The organism is Pseudophaeobacter sp. 1A09344, assembly GCF_041008745.1.
Classification (GTDB): domain Bacteria; phylum Pseudomonadota; class Alphaproteobacteria; order Rhodobacterales; family Rhodobacteraceae; genus Phycobacter; species Phycobacter gallaeciensis_A.
The window spans coordinates 388,911-407,243 of sequence record NZ_JAXGFS010000003.1; the positions used below are offsets into that span (position 1 = coordinate 388,911).

At 62.5% G+C, this 18,333-nt stretch carries 17 protein-coding genes; 11 read left to right on the plus strand and 6 right to left on the minus strand.

Annotation, left to right across the window (positions count from 1 at the left end; all coding sequences use genetic code 11):
• Positions 1 to 112 precede the first annotated feature (112 nt).
• From SM765_RS07545 to folP, 4 genes are all read left to right on the plus strand, one after another.
• Positions 113 to 2,677 carry a putative PEP-binding protein gene (locus tag SM765_RS07545; protein WP_065272726.1) on the plus strand — a complete coding sequence of 855 codons (2,565 nt, stop codon included), beginning with the start codon at positions 113 to 115 and terminating at the stop codon, positions 2,675 to 2,677.
• A 169-nt stretch (positions 2,678 to 2,846) separates the two neighbouring features.
• The gene (locus tag SM765_RS07550) at positions 2,847 to 3,494 is read left to right on the plus strand and encodes a cell wall hydrolase (RefSeq protein ID WP_065272727.1); all 648 of its coding nucleotides are present in this window, start codon (positions 2,847 to 2,849) and stop codon (positions 3,492 to 3,494) included.
• A gap of 148 nt (positions 3,495 to 3,642) precedes the next feature.
• Complete coding sequence (locus SM765_RS07555; protein ID WP_065272728.1) at positions 3,643 to 4,563, plus strand: dihydroneopterin aldolase; 921 nt, start codon at positions 3,643 to 3,645, stop codon at positions 4,561 to 4,563.
• Complete coding sequence (folP, locus tag SM765_RS07560) at positions 4,560 to 5,558, plus strand: dihydropteroate synthase (RefSeq protein WP_274834480.1); 999 nt, start codon at positions 4,560 to 4,562, stop codon at positions 5,556 to 5,558. The genes SM765_RS07555 and folP overlap by 4 nt, the downstream gene beginning before the upstream one ends.
• Positions 5,559 to 5,566: 8 nt before the next feature.
• Here folP and SM765_RS07565 read toward each other — a convergent pair whose 3' ends face one another.
• The 3 genes from SM765_RS07565 to ilvC form a co-directional block, all read right to left on the minus strand.
• On the minus strand, positions 5,567 to 6,469 hold the full coding sequence (locus SM765_RS07565) for a DMT family transporter (RefSeq protein WP_274837659.1): 903 nt from the start codon (positions 6,467 to 6,469) through the stop codon (positions 5,567 to 5,569).
• Between the two features lie 174 nt (positions 6,470 to 6,643).
• Positions 6,644 to 7,561, minus strand: a complete 918-nt coding sequence (locus SM765_RS07570; protein ID WP_368981479.1) for a DMT family transporter — start codon at positions 7,559 to 7,561, stop codon at positions 6,644 to 6,646.
• Between the two features lie 97 nt (positions 7,562 to 7,658).
• Entirely contained in the window at positions 7,659 to 8,681 is a 1,023-nt protein-coding gene (gene ilvC / locus SM765_RS07575; protein WP_065273738.1) for a ketol-acid reductoisomerase, read from the minus strand.
• Positions 8,682 to 8,811: 130 nt separating this feature from the next.
• Here ilvC and SM765_RS07580 point away from each other — a divergent pair, with 130 nt between their 5' ends.
• The 3 genes from SM765_RS07580 (at position 8,812) to SM765_RS07590 (ending at position 11,041) form a co-directional block, all read left to right on the plus strand.
• On the plus strand, positions 8,812 to 9,267 hold the full coding sequence (locus SM765_RS07580) for an Lrp/AsnC family transcriptional regulator (RefSeq protein WP_065272732.1): 456 nt from the start codon (positions 8,812 to 8,814) through the stop codon (positions 9,265 to 9,267).
• Positions 9,264 to 9,728 (plus strand): Lrp/AsnC family transcriptional regulator, encoded by a 465-nt coding sequence (locus SM765_RS07585; protein WP_065272733.1) that lies wholly within the window; start codon positions 9,264 to 9,266, stop codon positions 9,726 to 9,728. Before SM765_RS07580 ends, SM765_RS07585 begins: the two co-directional genes overlap by 4 nt.
• Positions 9,729 to 9,916: 188 nt before the next feature.
• Positions 9,917 to 11,041, plus strand: coding sequence for an aminotransferase class V-fold PLP-dependent enzyme (locus SM765_RS07590; RefSeq protein WP_274837661.1), 1,125 nt, complete (start codon positions 9,917 to 9,919; stop codon positions 11,039 to 11,041).
• 28 nt (positions 11,042 to 11,069) lie between these two features.
• On the opposite strand, the gene SM765_RS07595 is transcribed toward SM765_RS07590, so the two are convergent.
• The 3 genes from SM765_RS07595 to paaZ form a co-directional block, all read right to left on the minus strand.
• On the minus strand, positions 11,070 to 12,032 hold the full coding sequence (locus SM765_RS07595; RefSeq protein WP_274837662.1) for an alpha/beta fold hydrolase: 963 nt from the start codon (positions 12,030 to 12,032) through the stop codon (positions 11,070 to 11,072).
• 18 nt (positions 12,033 to 12,050) lie between these two features.
• On the minus strand, positions 12,051 to 12,854 hold the full coding sequence (locus tag SM765_RS07600; RefSeq protein ID WP_274837663.1) for a PaaX family transcriptional regulator C-terminal domain-containing protein: 804 nt from the start codon (positions 12,852 to 12,854) through the stop codon (positions 12,051 to 12,053).
• Positions 12,855 to 12,925: 71 nt separating this feature from the next.
• Positions 12,926 to 14,956: a phenylacetic acid degradation bifunctional protein PaaZ gene (gene paaZ / locus SM765_RS07605; RefSeq protein WP_274837664.1), complete on the minus strand. Its 2,031-nt coding sequence runs from the start codon at positions 14,954 to 14,956 to the stop codon at positions 12,926 to 12,928.
• A gap of 208 nt (positions 14,957 to 15,164) precedes the next feature.
• Here paaZ and paaG point away from each other — a divergent pair, with 208 nt between their 5' ends.
• The 4 genes from paaG to SM765_RS07625 are packed head-to-tail and all read left to right on the plus strand — an operon-like array spanning position 15,165 to position 18,308.
• Positions 15,165 to 15,950: a 2-(1,2-epoxy-1,2-dihydrophenyl)acetyl-CoA isomerase PaaG gene (gene paaG, locus SM765_RS07610; RefSeq protein WP_274837665.1), complete on the plus strand. Its 786-nt coding sequence runs from the start codon at positions 15,165 to 15,167 to the stop codon at positions 15,948 to 15,950.
• A gap of 2 nt (positions 15,951 to 15,952) precedes the next feature.
• On the plus strand, positions 15,953 to 16,378 hold the full coding sequence (gene paaI / locus SM765_RS07615; RefSeq protein ID WP_065273739.1) for a hydroxyphenylacetyl-CoA thioesterase PaaI: 426 nt from the start codon (positions 15,953 to 15,955) through the stop codon (positions 16,376 to 16,378).
• 14 nt (positions 16,379 to 16,392) lie between these two features.
• Positions 16,393 to 17,703, plus strand: a complete 1,311-nt coding sequence (gene paaK / locus SM765_RS07620; protein WP_274827783.1) for a phenylacetate--CoA ligase PaaK — start codon at positions 16,393 to 16,395, stop codon at positions 17,701 to 17,703.
• 8 nt (positions 17,704 to 17,711) lie between these two features.
• Entirely contained in the window at positions 17,712 to 18,308 is a 597-nt protein-coding gene (locus SM765_RS07625; RefSeq protein WP_274834472.1) for a TetR/AcrR family transcriptional regulator, read from the plus strand.
• Positions 18,309 to 18,333: the final 25 nt, after the last annotated feature.

Below are 18,333 nucleotides of genomic sequence, written 5' to 3' on the forward strand. Positions count from 1 at the left end.
AAATATGGCGTTGCATGGGCTTCTCTTCTGTTCTCCTCTTGCAGGAGCGCAAAGGCGGCTTATGCTGCTAGGAAACTGTGAGTGCCGCAGTGCAGAAAGTTCAGGATAGACAATGCCCGATGCGCCCCTGGCCACGCTGATCACCCAGACAGCCCCAATTGCGACCTCCAGCCATGGCGGGCGCGCCAAATGTCTGCAGCGCTTGGTCCGGCTGGATCTGCCGGTGCCGCGCACCGTTGCCCTGTCTTTTGATGCGGTGCACGAAATCGCCGCGGGAGATATGCCGGATATCAGCGCCATCCTGTCGGAGTTTCCAACCGATGCGCTGCTCTGCGTACGGCCCTCATCCGAAGATCCGGATTGGGGTGGGCCGGGGGCGATCCTCAACATCGGTATGAACGAGGACCGCTGCAAAGGGCTGTGCAATCGGCTTGGAGAAGAGGCAGCAGCGGGTCTGTATTTGCGGTTCGTGCAATCCTATGCGGTGCATGTGGCGCGGCTGGACCCGGACGCCTTTGACGATGTCGAGGACGGCGGCCCGGATGCGCTGCGCGAAACGCTGATGGCCTATGAGGCGGAGACGGATGAGCCCTTCCCGCAGGATCCGGCTGAGCAACTGGCGGCCGTTTTGCGCTCAATGGCGCGCGCCTGGGAAGGCACCTCGGCACGGCTGTTGCGTCAGGCCAAGGGCGCTCCGGCGGATGCCGGACTGGGTCTTGTGGTGCAGGAGATGATTCCGGGGCTGGGACAGGGGGAATGCGGCTCTGGCGTGTTGCAGCTGGTCGACAGCCGCACCGGTAAGCCGCAGCTCACCGGCCGTTACCTGAGCCAGTCGCAGGGCCGCGAGGCGCTGGGCGCCGGGGCGCGCGCGCTGTTCCTGGAAAAGGACGCCCGGGGGCCCTCGCTTGAGGAACTGGCGCCCACGGCCTTTGCCGATCTGAAATCCTATGCCGGATTGATGCGGCGTCGGCTGCGCGAAGAAATGCAGGTGGAATTCGTCATTCAGGACGACGACGTGCATATTCTGGACGGGGTGCGGGTGGCACGCTCGGCGCAGGCGGCGGTGCGGATCGCGGTAGCGCTGGCGCAGGATGGTATTATTCCCCCGCACGAGGCGGTGATGCGGGTCGACGCCCATGCTCTGAACGAGCTTTTGCACCGGCAGGTGCTGCCAACGGCCGAACGGGATGTGATTGGTGCCGGGATCGCGGCCAGTCCAGGCGCTGCGACAGGCAGGCTCGTGTTCACGGCGGCCGAAGCACAGGCCAGTGCCGCCCGCGGTGAGCCATGTATTCTGGTGCGGCGGGAAACCTCGCCCGAGGACGTACGCGGCATGCATGCGGCCGTCGCAGTGCTGACCGAGCGGGGCGGCATGACCAGCCACGCAGCGGTGATCGGCCGGGGGCTGGGGGTGCCGTGTATCGTTGGCGCCTCGAACATGAAGTTCCTGACCAAGCAAAAACAGTTGGTGGCCACGGACGGCCGGGTCTTCAAGGCCGGTGACACCGTCACCATCGATGGTAGCAACGGTCAGGTTTTGGCCGGTGAGCCGGAAATGCTGGAAGCGGCGCAGGACGATGCCTTCCAGACCCTTCTGACTTGGGCGGACGAGGCGCGCGACATGGGAATTCGCGCAAATGCGGATACGCCTGCCGACGCCCAGACGGCGCGCAACTTCAAGGCCGAAGGCATCGGGCTGTGCCGGACCGAGCATATGTTCTTTGATCCCGGTCGGCTGACCGTGATGCGCGAGATGATCTTTGCCGAGACCTCTTCGGGGCGGGCGGCGGTTCTGGCGCGACTGCTGCCGATGCAGCGGGACGATTTCCGCGAGCTGTTCCGGATTATGGAGGGGCTGCCGGTCTGTATCCGGCTGTTCGATCCGCCCTTGCACGAATTCCTGCCCACATCGCTGTCCGGTCAGCGTGAGCTGTCCGAGGCGCTGGGCATTCCCGTCAGCGATGTCACCCGGCGGGTGGAGGAACTGCACGAGTACAATCCGATGCTGGGTCTGCGCGGTGTACGGCTGGGGGTCACGGTGCCGGAAATCTACGATATGCAGGCCCGCGCCATTTTTGAGGCCACGCTTGAGGCTTCCAAGGACGGCGCGCCCGTGGTGCCGGAAATCATGATCCCGCTGGTCTCGGCCAAGCGCGAGGTGGAACTGGTCAAGGCGCGCATCGATGCGGTGGCCTCGGCCGTCAGCGCCGAGCGCGGTCAGAAGTTCGATTACCGTCTGGGCGTCATGGTCGAAACGCCGCGCGCTGCCTTGCGCGCTGAAGAGATCGCGCCGCATACGGCGTTTCTCAGCTTCGGAACCAACGACCTGACGCAGATGGCCTATGGTCTGTCGCGCGATGATGCGGGCCGTTTCATGTCGAACTACGTGCAGCAGGGCGTCTTCCCAGAGGATCCGTTCCACGTTCTGGACGTGGACGGGGTGGGAGAATTGCTGAAACTTGGCGCGCAGCGGGGGCGCACGGGGCGCGCAGATATCACCCTGTCAATCTGCGGTGAACACGGCGGCAACCCCGAATCGATTGCCTTTTGCCGTGAGGCGGGCTTTGATTACGTGTCTTGCTCTCCGTTCCGCGTTCCGGTGGTGCGTCTGGCTGCGGCGCAGCTGGCGATTGGAGAGAAGATCGGCAAGGCCGCCCCAACCTACGTAAAGACTTAATAAAATTCGATTTCAGACAGCTTTGGCTGGGTCCATCTGGGCGGTTCCCTACTGGGCGCACAGGGACCTGACCATTCGTATAGGTGGACGATCTGCGGATATTCGTTTAGAGCCTGCCACCGCGCAACCTGGGGAGGCCGTGCGCGAGCTGACAAACGAGGATCTGTAGATGAAACTCCTGACGCTGGCTGCCACTCTGGCGGCCCTGACGGTCACGTCACCCATGGCCCATGCCGAGACTGGCCTGAAGTCTCTGTTCGAACGCGAACAGTCCACCCTGAACGCCGTGCCCACACGCCGCCTGAACGGATTTTTCGGGTTCAAGCGTACCCCATCCAAGCCGGATGTAAAGGACCTGCGGTTCACCCGTGCATGGCTCGACGAACAACCCAAGGCGACTGGCGGCGAAAACTTTGCTTGCCTCGCAGAGGCGCTATATTTCGAGGCGCGCGGTGAAACCGTCAAAGGCCAGTTCGCTGTCGCCGAGGTGATCCGCAACCGGGTCGAAAGCAGCCAATTCCCCGGCAGTTTCTGTGGCGTGATCAATCAGGGAACCGGCCGCCGCTACCAGTGCCAGTTCACCTATACCTGCGATGGCCACAAAGAGGTCATTCGCGAAAAACGCGCCTTTGAACGCGTGGCCAAGGTGGCTCGTCTGGTGCTTGACGGTGTTGATACCGGCCTGACCAAGGGCGCCACCTATTACCACACCACCGCAGTGCGCCCGCGCTGGAGCAGCCATTTCACCAAAACCGCACGGATTGGCGTACACCAGTTCTACCGTGACGACCGGTTCCGCACCGCTTCCAGCGAGTGATCGGTCCGCAAGGGTGATTGCACCGACCGGATCGCCGTAAAGGCGGTTTCGGTCGCTGGTACGGCGCATGCGGGCCTGCTATGGACGGGGAGACAGATGTACGGTGGACACCGTACGTTTTGATACCGCCAGACAAAGGCCCGCAGCCATGCCCTCAGAAATCCGTCTCGCATTTGAACACCCTTCGGAACGGTCGATTGCGACCGCCAGCGGTGGTCCTCTGGACCGGATCTCGCTGCGGGATCACCTGGTCGAAGTGGAAATCGGCGCCTTTCAGGCCGAGCGCGGCACTACACAGAGAATCTGTTTCAATGTGGTGGTCGAAGTGGCGCCGCTGCCCGCGGATCTGGATGATGATGTCGACCGCATCCTGTCCTATGACAAGGTGACCGAGGCAATCGCCTATGAGCTGGCCGCCGAGCGGCTGAACCTCCTTGAAACTCTGGCCGAACGCGTGGCCGAACGGGTCCTGCTGGAACCGCAGGCGATCCGCTGTTTCGTGCGGGTGGAGAAACTGGACCGTGGGCCGGGGGCGCTGGGGGTGGAAATCGTCCGCTCCAAGGATCAGGTCACGCACACGGTGGACGAAGGCGAAGTCCCGCATCCGCGCCTGATGTACCTGTCCAATGAGGCCATCGACAGCGACAACCTGACCGGCTGGATCGATCAGATGGAGTGCCGCCAACGGCCGCTGATCCTCTGTGTCGGCGCGCATCCCCTTGCGGTGCCGCAGACCGGCCACAAGATGACCCAGCGCCGGATCGACCTGCTGGCGATCGAGCAGAACGCCTGGCGCCTGGCGGCCAAGGATCACCGCTGCGTTGTGGTGGCGACCCGGACTGAATTGGACTGGGCGATGAAAAACGGCCAGATCTGCGTCTGGGCCCCGTCCAAGATCGTTCTGGATGCCGTCGATGGTCCTTCCGCGGCCCCTGCCGAAGCGGTTGCGCTTGCCTCCTGGTTTGCGGCAACATTCGAAGCAGGAGAGATGATCGTGATCGGTGCGGACCTGCCGGCCGATCCGCAGGTGCCCTTGCGCGCCGTCGATATGGAGCAAACCACACTGTGATGTATTACCGCCCGCTGGTGCAGCACGGAGACCTCCGCCCCGAAGGAGCGGTGCCCCTGGCGGGCGGATCTTCACTGTGGTTTTCCGAGGCAGAGGTGCTGAGCCGCGATGCGCCGCCGCGCCTTATTCCAGCAGGGCTTATCCCGGAAGACATCTGTCACCGGCTGAGTGGCCGCCGCGCTGCGATTGCCGGTCTTGATATGACCCAGCCGCAGGTCATGGGGATTCTGAACGTCACCCCGGACAGTTTTTCAGACGGCGGTCGCCACAGCGGGGTAGAGGCAGGCTGCGCTGCCGCCCTGCGGATGGTCGAGGAAGGCGCTTCGATCATCGATGTGGGCGGCGAATCGACCCGCCCCGGCGCGGATTTCATTCCCGAAGACGAGGAAATCGCCCGCACCGCGCCGGTGATTGCCGCCATCCGCGAGGTGTCGCAGGTGGCCATATCCATCGACACCCGCAAGGCCGAGGTCGCCGCGGAAACGCTGGAGGCCGGGGCCGGGCTGATCAACGACGTGTCGGGCTTTACCTTTGATGCCGCATTGGCGCCGCTGGCGGCGCAGGCCGGGGTGCCGGTCTGCGTGATGCATGCGCAGGGCGATCCCGCCACCATGCAGGAAAACCCGGTTTATGAAAACGTGCTGCTGGACGTCTATGACTTTCTGGCGGCGCAGGTGGACCGGCTGGAGGCGACTGGGGTTCTGCGGGACCGGATCGTCATCGATCCCGGCATCGGCTTTGGCAAGACGCAGGAGCACAACCTGACCCTGCTGCGTAACCTTAGCCTGTTTCATGGTCTCGGCTGTCCCATCCTTTTGGGCGTGTCGCGCAAGGGCTTCATCGGCAAGATCGGTCAGGCACCTGCACCAGATGCCCGCGCGCCGGGATCAATCGCCGTCGGGCTGGCTGGTCTAGCGCAGGGCGTTCAGATCCTGCGCGTGCATGACGTGGCAGAGACCGCGCAGGCCGTGCGCCTGTGGCAGGCTGTGCGCTGAAAACAGGCTTAGGCGCGTGAAAACAGGCGGCGCAGGGCGCCCCATTGGCTGATGCAGAGGCCGCTCAGGATCAGGGCCATCGCCAAAAGCATCGAGGCGGGCAGGGCTTCGCCCAGAAAGACCGCACCAATGACCACGGCCCAGACAGGCACCTGATAATTCGTCAGGGTCATGAAGGTGGGCCCGGCCTCGCGCACCACAATCACTCGCAGGAAATTGGCGGCAGCGGTTGGGATCAGCCCCAGGAAGGCGATGATCGCAAGAGTGTGCGTATCCGGCATGACCGGAGGGCCTTCGATGGCCCAGGCTGTGGGCAGGATGATGACGCTGCCGATGACCAGCAGGATCGCGGCAAGCCCCACCGGATCGACGGGCGGCAGGCGGCGGGTCAGGATCGAGCTGACCGCGTAGCATCCTGCGGCAGAGAGGCAGGCGATACGGCCCAGAAGTTCCAGCTCTGAATTGCTGCTTTCAAAGGCCTTGCCGCCGATCAGCAGGGCAACACCGACAAAACCGATCACAAAGCCGATCACACGCCGCAGGATCATGCGCTCGCCGGGTACAAAAAAATGCGCCAAGGGGAGCACAAAGAGCGGGATTGCTGCCATGCTAAGCCCCGTGAAGCCGGCCGAGACATGCTGCTGTCCCCAATTGATCAGCATGAAGGGAAGGGCCGTGCTGGCAAAGCCGATAATCAGAAGAGGCGTCCAACTGGTCTGCGCCTTGAATAAACCACTGCCTCGCAAGCCCCAGATTGCACAGAGTAAAACGGCGGCAAAGCCAATGCGTCCAGCTGCCAGCCAGAAGGGCGTGATCCCTTCCAGAGCCACTTTAATCAGGGGAAAAGTACCGCCCCAGACCAACCCGAGGGTGGCGATCATGGCCCAGTATTTTCCCATCCGCTCTGGCATCTTTTCGCTGTCCCTAGTTCGCCTGCAAGTGATTGCCCCAAGGTGGGGCAGTCAACCTGACTGACACCCCTCTTGCGTCAGCCGCGCGACAAGACCCGAGCGCTGCGCCGAGGTCAACCAATTAGTCTTTGGTTCAGGAGGGCGTTCAGGATTGCGAAGGGCTTGTCGGTTGTCTCAGGAATGGGCAGGGGCGCGGCGGCGGGGCGTGCGGCTCAGCAGCAGCCCGCCAAGGATGAGCGCCAAAGCTGCAAAGAGCTGTGGTGGCAGGGTCTCGTTCAGCAGGGTGGCGCCGAACAGCACCGACCAGACTGGCACCTGATAATTCACCGTCGACAGGAAGGAAGGCCCGGCGCTGCGGGCGATTTGCACCAGCAAGACCTGCGCCAGCGCGGTGGGCAGCAGCCCAAGGTACAGAACCGCTGCCAGCGGCGTTGTCTCCGGCAACTGCGGGACGCCCTCGGCCCAGAGCGCGGCGGGCACAATCATCATGGCAGCACAGCTGAGCGCCGCCGCCGAGAGCGACAGCATGTTCACAGAGGGGCAGAGCCGGGTGATGATGGAGCCGACCGCATAACAGAGCGCAGCGCCAAGGCAGGCAAGGCGCGCAAGCGATTCAAAATCCGTGCCCGCGCTGCTGAAGGCCTCAAGCCCGATCAGCACAACCACGCCTGCAAAGCCGGTCAGGAACCCGATACTGCGCCGCAGGGTCATATGCTCGCCCGGTACCAGAAAATGCGAGAGCGGCAGCACGAAGAGCGGCACCACTGCCATGCAGACCCCGGCAAAACCGCTAGCCACATGGGTCTGCCCCCAGCTGAGCAGGGTAAAGGGCAGCGCGTTGCTGAAGAAGCCCATGCCAAAGGCGCAGGCCCAGATCAGCCGCCCGGCGCGGTGGGTTATCGGCGGCAGTGAGATCCCCATGGCGCGGATGATGGCCAGCAGGCACAGGGCGCCAACCGTGATCCGCGCGGCTGCGATCGTGACCGGCCCAAGACCATCCAAAGCGACCGAAACCGCCATGAAGGAGGCGCCCCAGATCATGCCGAGAAACAGAAGCTTGATCCAGTTGAGGGTGCCGGGGCCGTCGTGCATGGGAATACTCCGAATACAAAAGAGGCGCTCCGGTTGCCCGAAGCGCCCTGCAGAGGAATAAGGCGGCGGGGCAGGCCCGCCAAGCCGAAAAGGCGCCTTAGTTCTTTTCTTTGTCGACCATCTTGCCGGCCGAGATCCAGGGCATCATGTCGCGCAGTTTCTCACCGACCTGCTCGATCTGGTGTTCGTCGTTCAGACGGCGGGTGCCTTTGAAGAACGGCTGGCCAACGGCGTTTTCCTGCATGAAGTCACGCACGAATTTACCGGTCTGGATGTCGGTCAAAACCGCTTTCATCCGGGCTTTGGTTTCGTCGTAGGGCAGGATGCGCGGACCCGAGACATACTCGCCGTATTCGGCGGTGTTCGAGATCGAGTAGTTCATGTTCGCGATGCCGCCTTCGTAGATCAGGTCCACGATCAGCTTCACTTCGTGCAGGCACTCGAAATAGGCCATTTCCGGTGCGTAACCGGCTTCGACCAGGGTTTCAAAGCCCATGCGGATCAGTTCAACGAGACCACCGCAGAGAACGGCCTGCTCACCAAAGAGGTCGGTTTCGCATTCCTCGCGGAAGTTGGTTTCGATGATGCCCGAGCGGCCGCCACCGATGGCGGAGCAGTAGGACAGGCCGATTTCCAGCGCCTTGCCGGTGGCGTCATTGTCCACGGCCACCAGGCAAGGTACGCCGCCGCCTTTGGTGTATTCGCCGCGCACGGTGTGGCCGGGGCCTTTGGGCGCCATCATGATGACGTCGACGCCTTCTTTCGGCTCGATCAGGCCGAAATGCACGTTCAGGCCGTGGGCGAATGCGATGGCTGCGCCGGGCTTGATGTTGTCGTGGACGTATTTCTTGTAGGTCTCTGCCTGAAGTTCATCGGGCATGGTGAACATGATCACGTCACACCACGCTGCCGCTTCGGCGATGCCCATGACCTGCAGGCCTTCGGCTTCGGCTTTCTTGGCCGAGGCAGAGCCTTCGCGCAGGGCGACGACAAGGTTCTTTGCGCCGCTGTCGCGCAGGTTCAGGGCGTGGGCGTGGCCTTGCGAACCGTAGCCCAGGATGGCCACTTTCTTGTCCTTGATCAGGTTCACATCGCAATCGCGGTCATAGTAAACGCGCATGTCAAAATCCTCCGGTTGACGTTTGAGGGTGATCATAGACAGTGAGGGGGCGATTGCGATGGACCTGCGCGCATAAATCGCGCTCATTTTGCAATAGTCATTCGTTGATTTGATCTATATTGACTGGATCATGCTTGATGATCTGGATCGGCGCATTCTGCGCCACATGCAAAGCGAACCGGAACAATCGATTCCGGATCTTGCTGAACGGCTGGGCCTCACGCCATCGCGCCTGTCGCGGCGGCTGGAAAAGCTGCGCGAGACAGGCGTCATTCTGGGCCAGCACGCGGTGATCGACTGGCGCGCGCTGGGCTATGCGGTAGAGGTCTCCTTGCGGGTGACACTGGACAAGACCAACCCGCGCGCCTTTGACGAATTCCTGGAGGCCGCGCGGCTGATCCCCGAGGTGCTGGAGATCCAGACCTTTTTGGGACAGGTCGATGTGCGCCTTTCGGTGATTGCTCGCGACATGCCGCATTATCAGGAGATCTACCGGGCCCAGATCCTGACCCTGCCGCATATCACCGATATCGAGGCGTTGATGCATGTGGCGCGGATCAAATCGAACGAAAGCCTGCCACTATGAGCCGCAGCGATCTCGACGATATCGATTTTGCCATCTTGCGGGCATTGTCGCGGGATGCCACGCGCACTGCCGGGGCGCTGGGGCGGGAACTTGGCCTCAGCCAGCCCGCCACATGGCGCCGCATCCGCCGCCTGCAGCAGGCGGGGATCCTGCTGGGGCGTCGTCTGGATCTGGACCGCAAGAAGCTAGGCTTTGGCGTGACAGTGTTTCTGGGCATCAAGCTGGCGACCAAGGGGCGTGTCAGCCTTGAGGATTTTGAACGGGCGGTTTCTGCCATCCCCGAGGTGGAAACGGTGGAGCATATCCTTGGCATGTATGACTACCGCCTGCGCGTCACCGCCCGGGATATCGCCGATTTCGAACGGGTCCTGCGGCGCCGGATCATGACCTTGCCGGGGGTCGGCAACGTGGATGCAAACGTGCTGCTCTCCGAAGAACGCAGGCCGGGGCCGCTGGGATAGGCAGCGCTTTGTCGATGATCGGAAACCCGCTCTCCGATTTCCGTGCCGCGGGGTAACGCTTTGGTCTATGCTTTTCCATCTGTCCCGCACATACCAAGGCCAGTATCGCGCCCCGGTATGCCAAAGTAGACTTTGCCAAAGGCGTAGGCGGGCGTTAGCGATAGGCAGCACAAGAAGGAGGATCACCGATGGCATTGCTGGATACCGTGGACCCGAAGGGGCTGGATGAATTTTCGGTGGTCTTCACCGACCGCTCGCTCAACCATATGTCGAAGGCCTTCCAGCAGGTGATGCTGGATATCAGCGACATGCTGAAAGAGGTTTACAGCGCCGAGGCCGTGGCCCTAGTGCCCGGTGGCGGTACCTTCGCGATGGAGGCTGTCGCCCGCCAGTTTGCCCGCGGCGCCAATGCTCTGGTGGTGCGCAACGGCTGGTTCTCCTACCGCTGGAGCCAGATCTTTGAAAGCGGCGGCTTCACCGCTTCCAGCACGGTGATGAAGGCGCGCCAGACCGGCAACAGCACCCCGTCGCCCTTTACCCCCGCGCCGATCGAAGAGGTGGTGCAGGCGATCCGCGAACAAAAGCCCGATATCGTCTTTGCGCCGCATGTGGAAACATCGGCCGGGGTGATCCTGCCGGATGGTTATGTGACAGCCATGGCCGCCGCCGCCCATGAGGTCGGCGCGCTGATGGTGCTGGATTGCATCGCTTCGGGCTGTGCCTGGGTCGATATGAAGGCCACTGGCGTTGATGTGCTAATCTCGGCCCCGCAAAAGGGCTGGAGCGCGTCTCCCTCGGCAGGGCTCGTGATGTTCTCCGAGGCGGCGCTGAAACGTCTGGAAGAGACCACATCGGACAGTTTCGCCATCAACCTGAAGCAGTGGCGCGCCATCATGAAGGCCTATGAGGACGGCGGTCATGCCTATCATGCCACCATGCCGACCGATGCGCTGCGCGCCTTCCGCGATACCATGCTGGAAACCCGCGAGTACGGCTTTGACCGGCTGCGGGACGCGCAATGGCAGCTGGGCAACGGTGTGCGCGCCTATCTGAAGGACAAGGGCGTGGTCTCGGTTGCCGCCGAAGGGTTCGGTGCGCCGGGCGTCGTGGTCAGCTATACTAGTGACCCCGAGATTCAGAACGGCAAGAAATTTCTGGCGCTAGGCATGCAGATCGCCGCTGGCGTTCCGCTGCAATGCGACGAGCCCGATGATTTCCGCACCTTCCGTCTGGGTCTGTTCGGTCTTGATAAGCTATATGATGTGGAAGGCACGCTGAAGCGCCTGACATCGGTCCTGGATCAGGTGCTCTGACCAGATAGCAACACCAGCCTGCCGGGGATCATGTCGGCAGGCTGGCTACTGTTGCCCGGATGAAGTCCTCGCAAAGCGCGGGCTGGGTGATGGGCAGCATATGGCCAAAGCCCGGTTCGATCCGGCATTTGAGGCCAAAGGCCTCCATCGCGCGGCCCTGTTCTTCGGCATTCAGCACTGCGTCATCCGCTCCGAACAGCACCGCGCCGGGCGTGCGCAGCTCGCGCAGGTACCGGTCGGCTTGCTCTGCAATCGTCGGGTATAGCAGCGTGGCATCGGCAGAAGCCGTGATAAAGCTTTGCGGGCGCAGGCCCAGAATGCCCCCGGCCCGGTCAAGGAAATCCGAAGGGCAGGTTTCAGGAGCGAAGATCTGCGTCAGAACCGCCTCGGCGGTGCGTTTGGCAGCGGGGATGGCAACCGTATGGGCCATCAGGCGCCGGACCATGGGGGAATGTACGATCAGCCCCTTGAAGGCATCTGCCCCGCCTGCCGAAGGATGCGTCAGGGGCGCCAGCAGCGCCAACCCCCGGATCCTGTCCGCCGCGGCCAGTGCCATTGCCAGCGATACCGCGCCGCCTAGCGAGTGCCCCACCAGAACCGGGTTTCTCACCCCTTTGGCATCCAGCAGCTCCTGGATCATCGCGGCTTGCGCGGGCAGGCGGGCAAGTGTGTCGCTGTTGCGGGTGGAGTATCCGCAACCGGGCCGGTCCAATGCAATGATATGAAAATCCTGCGCCAGACGTCCGGCCAGCGCATAAGTAAAATGCTGCAGCTGCCCTGACAGCCCGTGGATCAGCACCAGCGTCTGCGCCTTCGGCGGCCCCATTTCCACGTAATGCAGCCGACCGTGGGCGGTCTGGTGGAACTGTCCGGCCGGAGGCACCAGTCCCTCTGCCTCGCGGGCCTGCTTGCGTGTGCTAAGATGCGCCGCGCCGAACAACGCTGCGGGCGCCGCGAGGGCTGCGATCGAGAGCGTACTGAAAACCGACATTGAAAACTCCGAGTGGGGTCAGCGTTCCTGCGGCGCGCCAAGCTCTGAAAGATCCGGGGAGGGGAGGGCGTCCAGCAATTGAAACACCCGGTCCCGGCAGGCTTCGCCGCTCCAGGATACGGGGTGGAATATCGGCGGCAGGCCGGGGTGGCGCAGCACGATCCGGCGCCAGCGGTGCACGATCAGGGTGCGCAGCGTGGCGATCTGGGCCGGATCCAGATCCGTCGGCGGGGTCTTGATCCCCTGCAGGGCCGTGTTGAGCCTATCGCAGGCCTCTTGCAGGTCCTCGGGGAAGAGACGGTCTTTCAGCCAGACGGGCACCGAGATCTTTGAAAACTCGATGGCCAGCAGGTCATCAAGGTTCCCCGGTATCTTGCCATGGCCAAGGGCGGTGTGCCGGTTAACCGCCACATATTGCGGGAGCAGCAGAACGTCATCCAGCGTGGCCTGTCCTGCGCCTTCCTCACTGATCAGCAGGTGCCAGTCGGTGGGTGCGGGCGGGTGGCGCTCGTAGATGCGCGGGGTCACCGCAGCGGATTGGCTGCGGCCGAATTTCGTCAGGAAATGCACAGAAGCGCGCCCGGAGCGGGAGCTTTCGACCCAGCCGTCCTTGCGCAGGCGGTGCAACGCTACGCGGATGGCTTCGGGTTTGATGCCCATGGGCGTGATAATCCGCGTCAGGGCGCTGCCGCTGATCTGGGCGCCCTCCTTCTGCGCAAGATCACCAAAAAGGGAGACGATGATCGACCAGACCCGCAGGTTCTGCGGATCGTTCAGCTGCGCGACGCTGGCTTCAAACCACTGGTTTTGTTCTGTGCTCATTCTCACAGAATAGAATGCCCGGGCCGCTTGCGCTAGCCCGGGCAAAATTTCTCTTTGATTGCCGCCTGCTATCAGAAGGCGTTCATGGTCAGCAGTTCGTATTCCGCGACCAGTTCGTCGTCCTGATTGGTCAGGGTCACGTGCCAGCGTACCTCGCCGTATTCTTCGTTGCGGGGAGTCTTCTTCTTGACGGTCAGGCGCACCTTGATGCTGTCGCCGGCTGACACCGGTTTCATGAAGCGCAGACCATCAAGGCCGGTGTTGGCCAGCACCGGGCCTTCGTCTGGCTGCACAAAGAGACCCGCGGCAAAGGACAGGAGCAGATAGCCATGCGCGACACGGCCCGGGAAGAAGGGATTCCGCTTCGCTGCGGCGTCATCCATATGGGCATAGAAGGTATCGCCGGTGAAATGAGCGAAATGTTCGATATCCTCAAGTGTGACGGTGCGGGGGGCTGTGTGGAGGGTCTCTCCAATTGACAATTCACCATACTTCCGGGTGAAGGGATGCGCCGGAGCCGCGATTTCCGTGCCGCCCGGCACCCATTTGTCACCGATGGCGGAGAGGATATCGGGGCTGCCCTGGATGGCGGTGCGCTGCATGTAATGTTTGACGCCGCGCACGCCGCCCAGCTCCTCGCCGCCGCCGGCGCGACCCGGGCCGCCGTGAACCATATGGGGCAGCGGAGAGCCGTGGCCGGTGGATTCCTTCATCGAGTCGCGGTTGTTGAAATAGAGGCGCCCGTGGAAGGCGCCGGAGCCAAGCGCGACAGCGCGCGCGACTGCCGGATCATGGGTGATGACCGAGGCAACAAGCGAGCCCTGGCCGCGATTGGCCAGCGCGATGGCATGGTCCAGATCGCGGTAGCCCATGACGGTCGAGACCGGGCCGAAGGCTTCGGTGTCATGCACATGCACAGCTGTGTCAGGGTCTTCGCAGTGGAACAGCATCGGCGGCACAAAGGCGCCCTGTTCGGCGTCGGCGCCTTCGACGGCAAAATTTTCGGGGTCGCCAAAGACGCGTTTGGCTTCGGTGCCGATCAGGGCCGCTTTTTCCAACACGTCGCGTTTCTGACTGCCAGACACCAGCGCGCCCATGCGGGTGGTTTCCAGGCGCGGATCGCCGATCACCACTTTCGCGAGGCGTGCGGACAGGGCCTCGATCACCGCCTGAACCTGCGCTTCGGGGGCGATGATGCGGCGCACGGCGGTACATTTCTGACCTGCCTTGGCGGTCATCTCGCGACTGACTTCCTTGATGAACAGGTCAAATTCCGGCGTGCCAGGCGCTGCGTCAGGCCCCAGGATCGAGGCGTTGAGGCTGTCCTGTTCGGCCACGAACCGCACTGAGTTCTCAACAATGGCCGGGGTGTTGCGCAGTTTCAGCGCGGTGTTGGCGGAGCCGGTGAAGCTGACCACGTCCTGGCAATCCAGACGGTCCAGCATGTCGCCGATACCGCCCGAGACAAGCTGCAGCGCGCCCTCGGGCAAGATGCCGCTATCGAGCATGATCTTTACCGCCAGTTCAGTGACATAGCAGGTCGCGGTCGCTGGTTTCACGATGGCAGGAACACCCGCCAGCAGGGTGGGCGCCAGTTTCTCCAGCATGCCCCAGACCGGGAAGTTGAAGGCGTTGATATGCACCGCAACCCCTTGCAGTGGGGTGCAGATATGCTGGCCGAGGAAGCTGCCTGTGCGGGAAAGCTGTTCGACATCGCCGTCCAGATAGACATGGCCATCGGGCATTTCGCGGCGCCCCTTGGAGGCAAAGACGAACATGGTGCCGATGCCGCCGTCGATGTCGATCATGTGATCCGATTGCGTGGCGCCAGTGTGGAAGGACAGATCGTAGAGCGCGTCCTTATGCTTGCCGAGTTCGGTGGCCAGCGCCTTCAGCATGCGTGCGCGGTCGTGGAAGGTCAGTTTGCGCAAGGCAGGGCCACCCACCTTGCGGGCATGATCCAGCATTGCCTGCACATCAAGGTCATCATTGCCGGCACTGGCGATAGTGGCGCCGGTCACCGCACTGGCGATATTGCGGGCGCCTGCGCCGGGTTTCACCCAGTCTCCGGCGGCGTAGCTGGAAATCTCAAGAAGGCTCATTGCTGTCTCCCTAGGTTGCCCGCGCCAGCTTTGTTCGCCCCGGAAACGGGGCAGGATCAGATGCCGCATGGCGGGCAGGATTGATTTGCGATATATATTGACCGTCCGGTCGGTTTATGCAAGAAAATTGTCCAGACGCCGCCCGAGCTGGTGATTTCGGAAAGAAAACAGCCTTCTGGCGGATCAAGTGATATTGGGGGTGAGGGGAATGACAGATTCGATTCTGGTCGCGGATCACGGGCAGTGGGTGGAAATCACCCTGAATCGCCCGGACCGGCTGAACAGCTTCAACGATGAGATGCACAATGCCTTGCGCGCCGCGCTGGAGGCTGCCCGCGATGGCGGCGCCCGGGCGGTTCTGCTGACCGGTGCTGGCCGGGGCTTTTGCGCCGGGCAGGATCTGGGCGACCGCGATCCGCGCAAGATGGACGGCCCGCCGGATCTTGGGAATACCGTGCGGACCTTCTATGCGCCGCTGGTGCGGTTGATCCGCTCGCTGAATTTCCCGGTGATTTGCGCCGTCAATGGCGTCGCTGCCGGGGCAGGGGCCAATATCGCACTCGCCTGTGACGTGGTTCTGGCGGCCGAAAGCGCCAAGTTCATCCAATCCTTCTCCAAAGTCGGTCTGATCCCCGATACTGGCGGCAGCTGGCATCTGCCGCGCCTGCTGGGCGAAGCCCGCGCCAAGGGGCTGGCCTTCACCGCCGAGCCGCTGCCCGCCAAAAAGGCCGAGGACTGGGGGCTGATCTGGAAGGCGTTGCCGGATGAAGAGCTTATGACCGAAGCCCGCGCCATGGCCGAGAAATTCGGAAATGGTCCGACGCTGGGTCTGGGGCTGACAAAAAAATGTATTCAAGCTGCCGCCGTCGACACGCTGACCGACCATCTGGAGATGGAAGCGGACGCCATGAAAACCTGCGGTGAAAGCGCCGACTATGCCGAAGGCGTTGCCTCTTTCCTGGAAAAGCGCAGCCCGGAGTTCAAAGGCAAATGACCATGACCCCGAAAGAACGCGCGGAAAAATCCAGCGCCGCCATGTGGTCCAGCGACAATGCGTCGAAATGGGCCGGAATGGAGATCGCCGAGGTCGACGCCGGGCGCGCGGTACTGCAGCTGACGGTTGAAGCGCACCATTGCAACGGCCACGGTATCTGCCATGGCGGCGTGACCTTTATGCTGGCCGACAGCGCCTTTGCCTTTGCCTGCAACAGCCGCAATCAGGCCACCGTGGCGCAAAGCAACAGCATTACCTATACCGCGCCGGGACGCCTTGGCGACCGGCTGACCGCCGATGCGCGAGAGGTCTCCTTGACCGGGCGCAGCGGCATCTACGACGTGACCGTCAAAAATCAGGATGATCTGGTGATCGCAGAGTTCCGGGGCCTGTCCCGTGCGATCAAAGGCCATCTTTTCGAAGAATAGGCGAGGAGGACGCCATGAAAGACCTGACCCCCAACAAGGCCGAGCTCGACCCGATCGAAATCGCCTCCATCGACGAAATCCGCAGCCTGCAGCTGGAGCGCCTGAAATGGTCGCTGCGCCATGCCTATGAAAACGTGCCGATGTACAAGCAGCGGTTCGATGAGGCGGGCGTGCATCCTGACGATCTGCAGCAGCTTTCGGATCTTTCGAAGTTCCCCTTCACCTACAAGAATGACCTGCGCGACAACTACCCGTTCGGTCTCTTTGCCGTGCCGCGCGAGGAAATCATCCGCCTGCACGCGTCCTCGGGAACTACGGGCAAGCCGACCGTCGTGGGCTATACCAAGGGTGACATCGACAACTGGGCCGATCTGGTCGCGCGGAGCTTGCGCGCCGCCGGTCTGCGCAAGGGCAACATGGTGCATAACGCCTATGGCTATGGGCTCTTCACCGGCGGTCTTGGCGCCCATTACGGGATCGAACGCCTGGGCGCCACCGTGGTGCCGATGTCCGGCGGCCAGACCGAGAAACAGGTGGGCCTGATCACCGACTTCAAACCTGACGGGATCATGGTGACGCCTTCCTACATGCTGAATATCCTTGAGCAGTTCCACAAGGTGGGACTGGATCCGCGCGACAGCTCGCTGCAGGTGGGTGTCTTTGGCGCCGAGCCCTGGACAGATGCCATGCGCAAGGAGGTCGAAGACGCCTTTGACATGCACGCGGTGGATATCTACGGCCTTTCGGAAATCATGGGGCCGGGTGTGGCCAGCGAATGCGTGGAAACCAAGGACGGCCCGGTCATCTGGGAAGACCACTTCCTGCCCGAGATCATTGACCCCGTCACCGGTGAAGTGCTGCCCGACGGCGAAATGGGCGAGCTGGTCTTTACCACGCTCACCAAGGAAGGCCTGCCGATGGTGCGCTATCGCACCCGCGATCTGACCCGTCTGCTGCCGGGCACAGCACGGACCATGCGGCGGATGGAAAAGATCACTGGCCGCAGCGACGACATGATCATCCTGCGTGGCGTTAATGTCTTCCCTAGCCAGATCGAAGAGCAGCTGATGGCCACCGGTGGTCTGGCGCCGCATTACCAGATCGAGCTTTACAAATCGGGCCGTATGGATGCGATGCGCGTCTTTGTCGAAGCCAACCCGGATGCCACTGACGAAATGTCGAAAACCGCTGCAGCGCGGATGTTGACCAAACGGATCAAGGATATGGTCGGGGTCTCGACCGAGATCATCGTTGGCGAGCCGGGCGAGGTGGAGCGCAGCCAGGGCAAGGCCAAGCGCGTCGTCGACAACCGCGACAAAGGATAACCAGAGCAGTGGCCCGCACGATCGCAAAAGACCATGACCTGAAACGGGCGCAGATCCTCAAATCTGCGGCCAAGGTCTTCGCTGACGCCGGTTATGACCGCGCGTCGATGACCCAGCTGGCGCGGGAGTGCGGGATCTCCAAGGCCAATATCTATCACTACTATGACAGCAAGGATGCCGTTCTCTTCGGCCTCCTTGAAACCTATCTGAGCGATCTGCGGGATCGGGTCTGCGAGCTGGACCTGTCGGGCCTTGAGGCAGAGGCCCGCCTGCGCCGCATCGTGGCGGAGATATTGCTCGCCTATCAGGGGGCCGATGACGAGCATCAGGTGCAGATCAGCGCCATGTCGGCCCTCCCCGAAGAACAGCAGACATTGCTGCGTGGCTATCAGCGCGAGCTGGTGACCTTCATGAGCGACGCGATCAGCGCCGTCGCGCCGGATGTCTTTGCCGGGAACCCGGCCAAGCTGCGCGCGGCGACCATGTCGGTCTTTGGCATGTTGAACTGGTATTACATGTGGAATTCCGGCGCCGGGTCCGAGGCCCGCGAAGACTATGCCGATATGGTGGCAACGCTGACGCTGAACGGCGTGAAGGGGCTTTGAAAGCCGCTGCCTCCACGTCGTTATT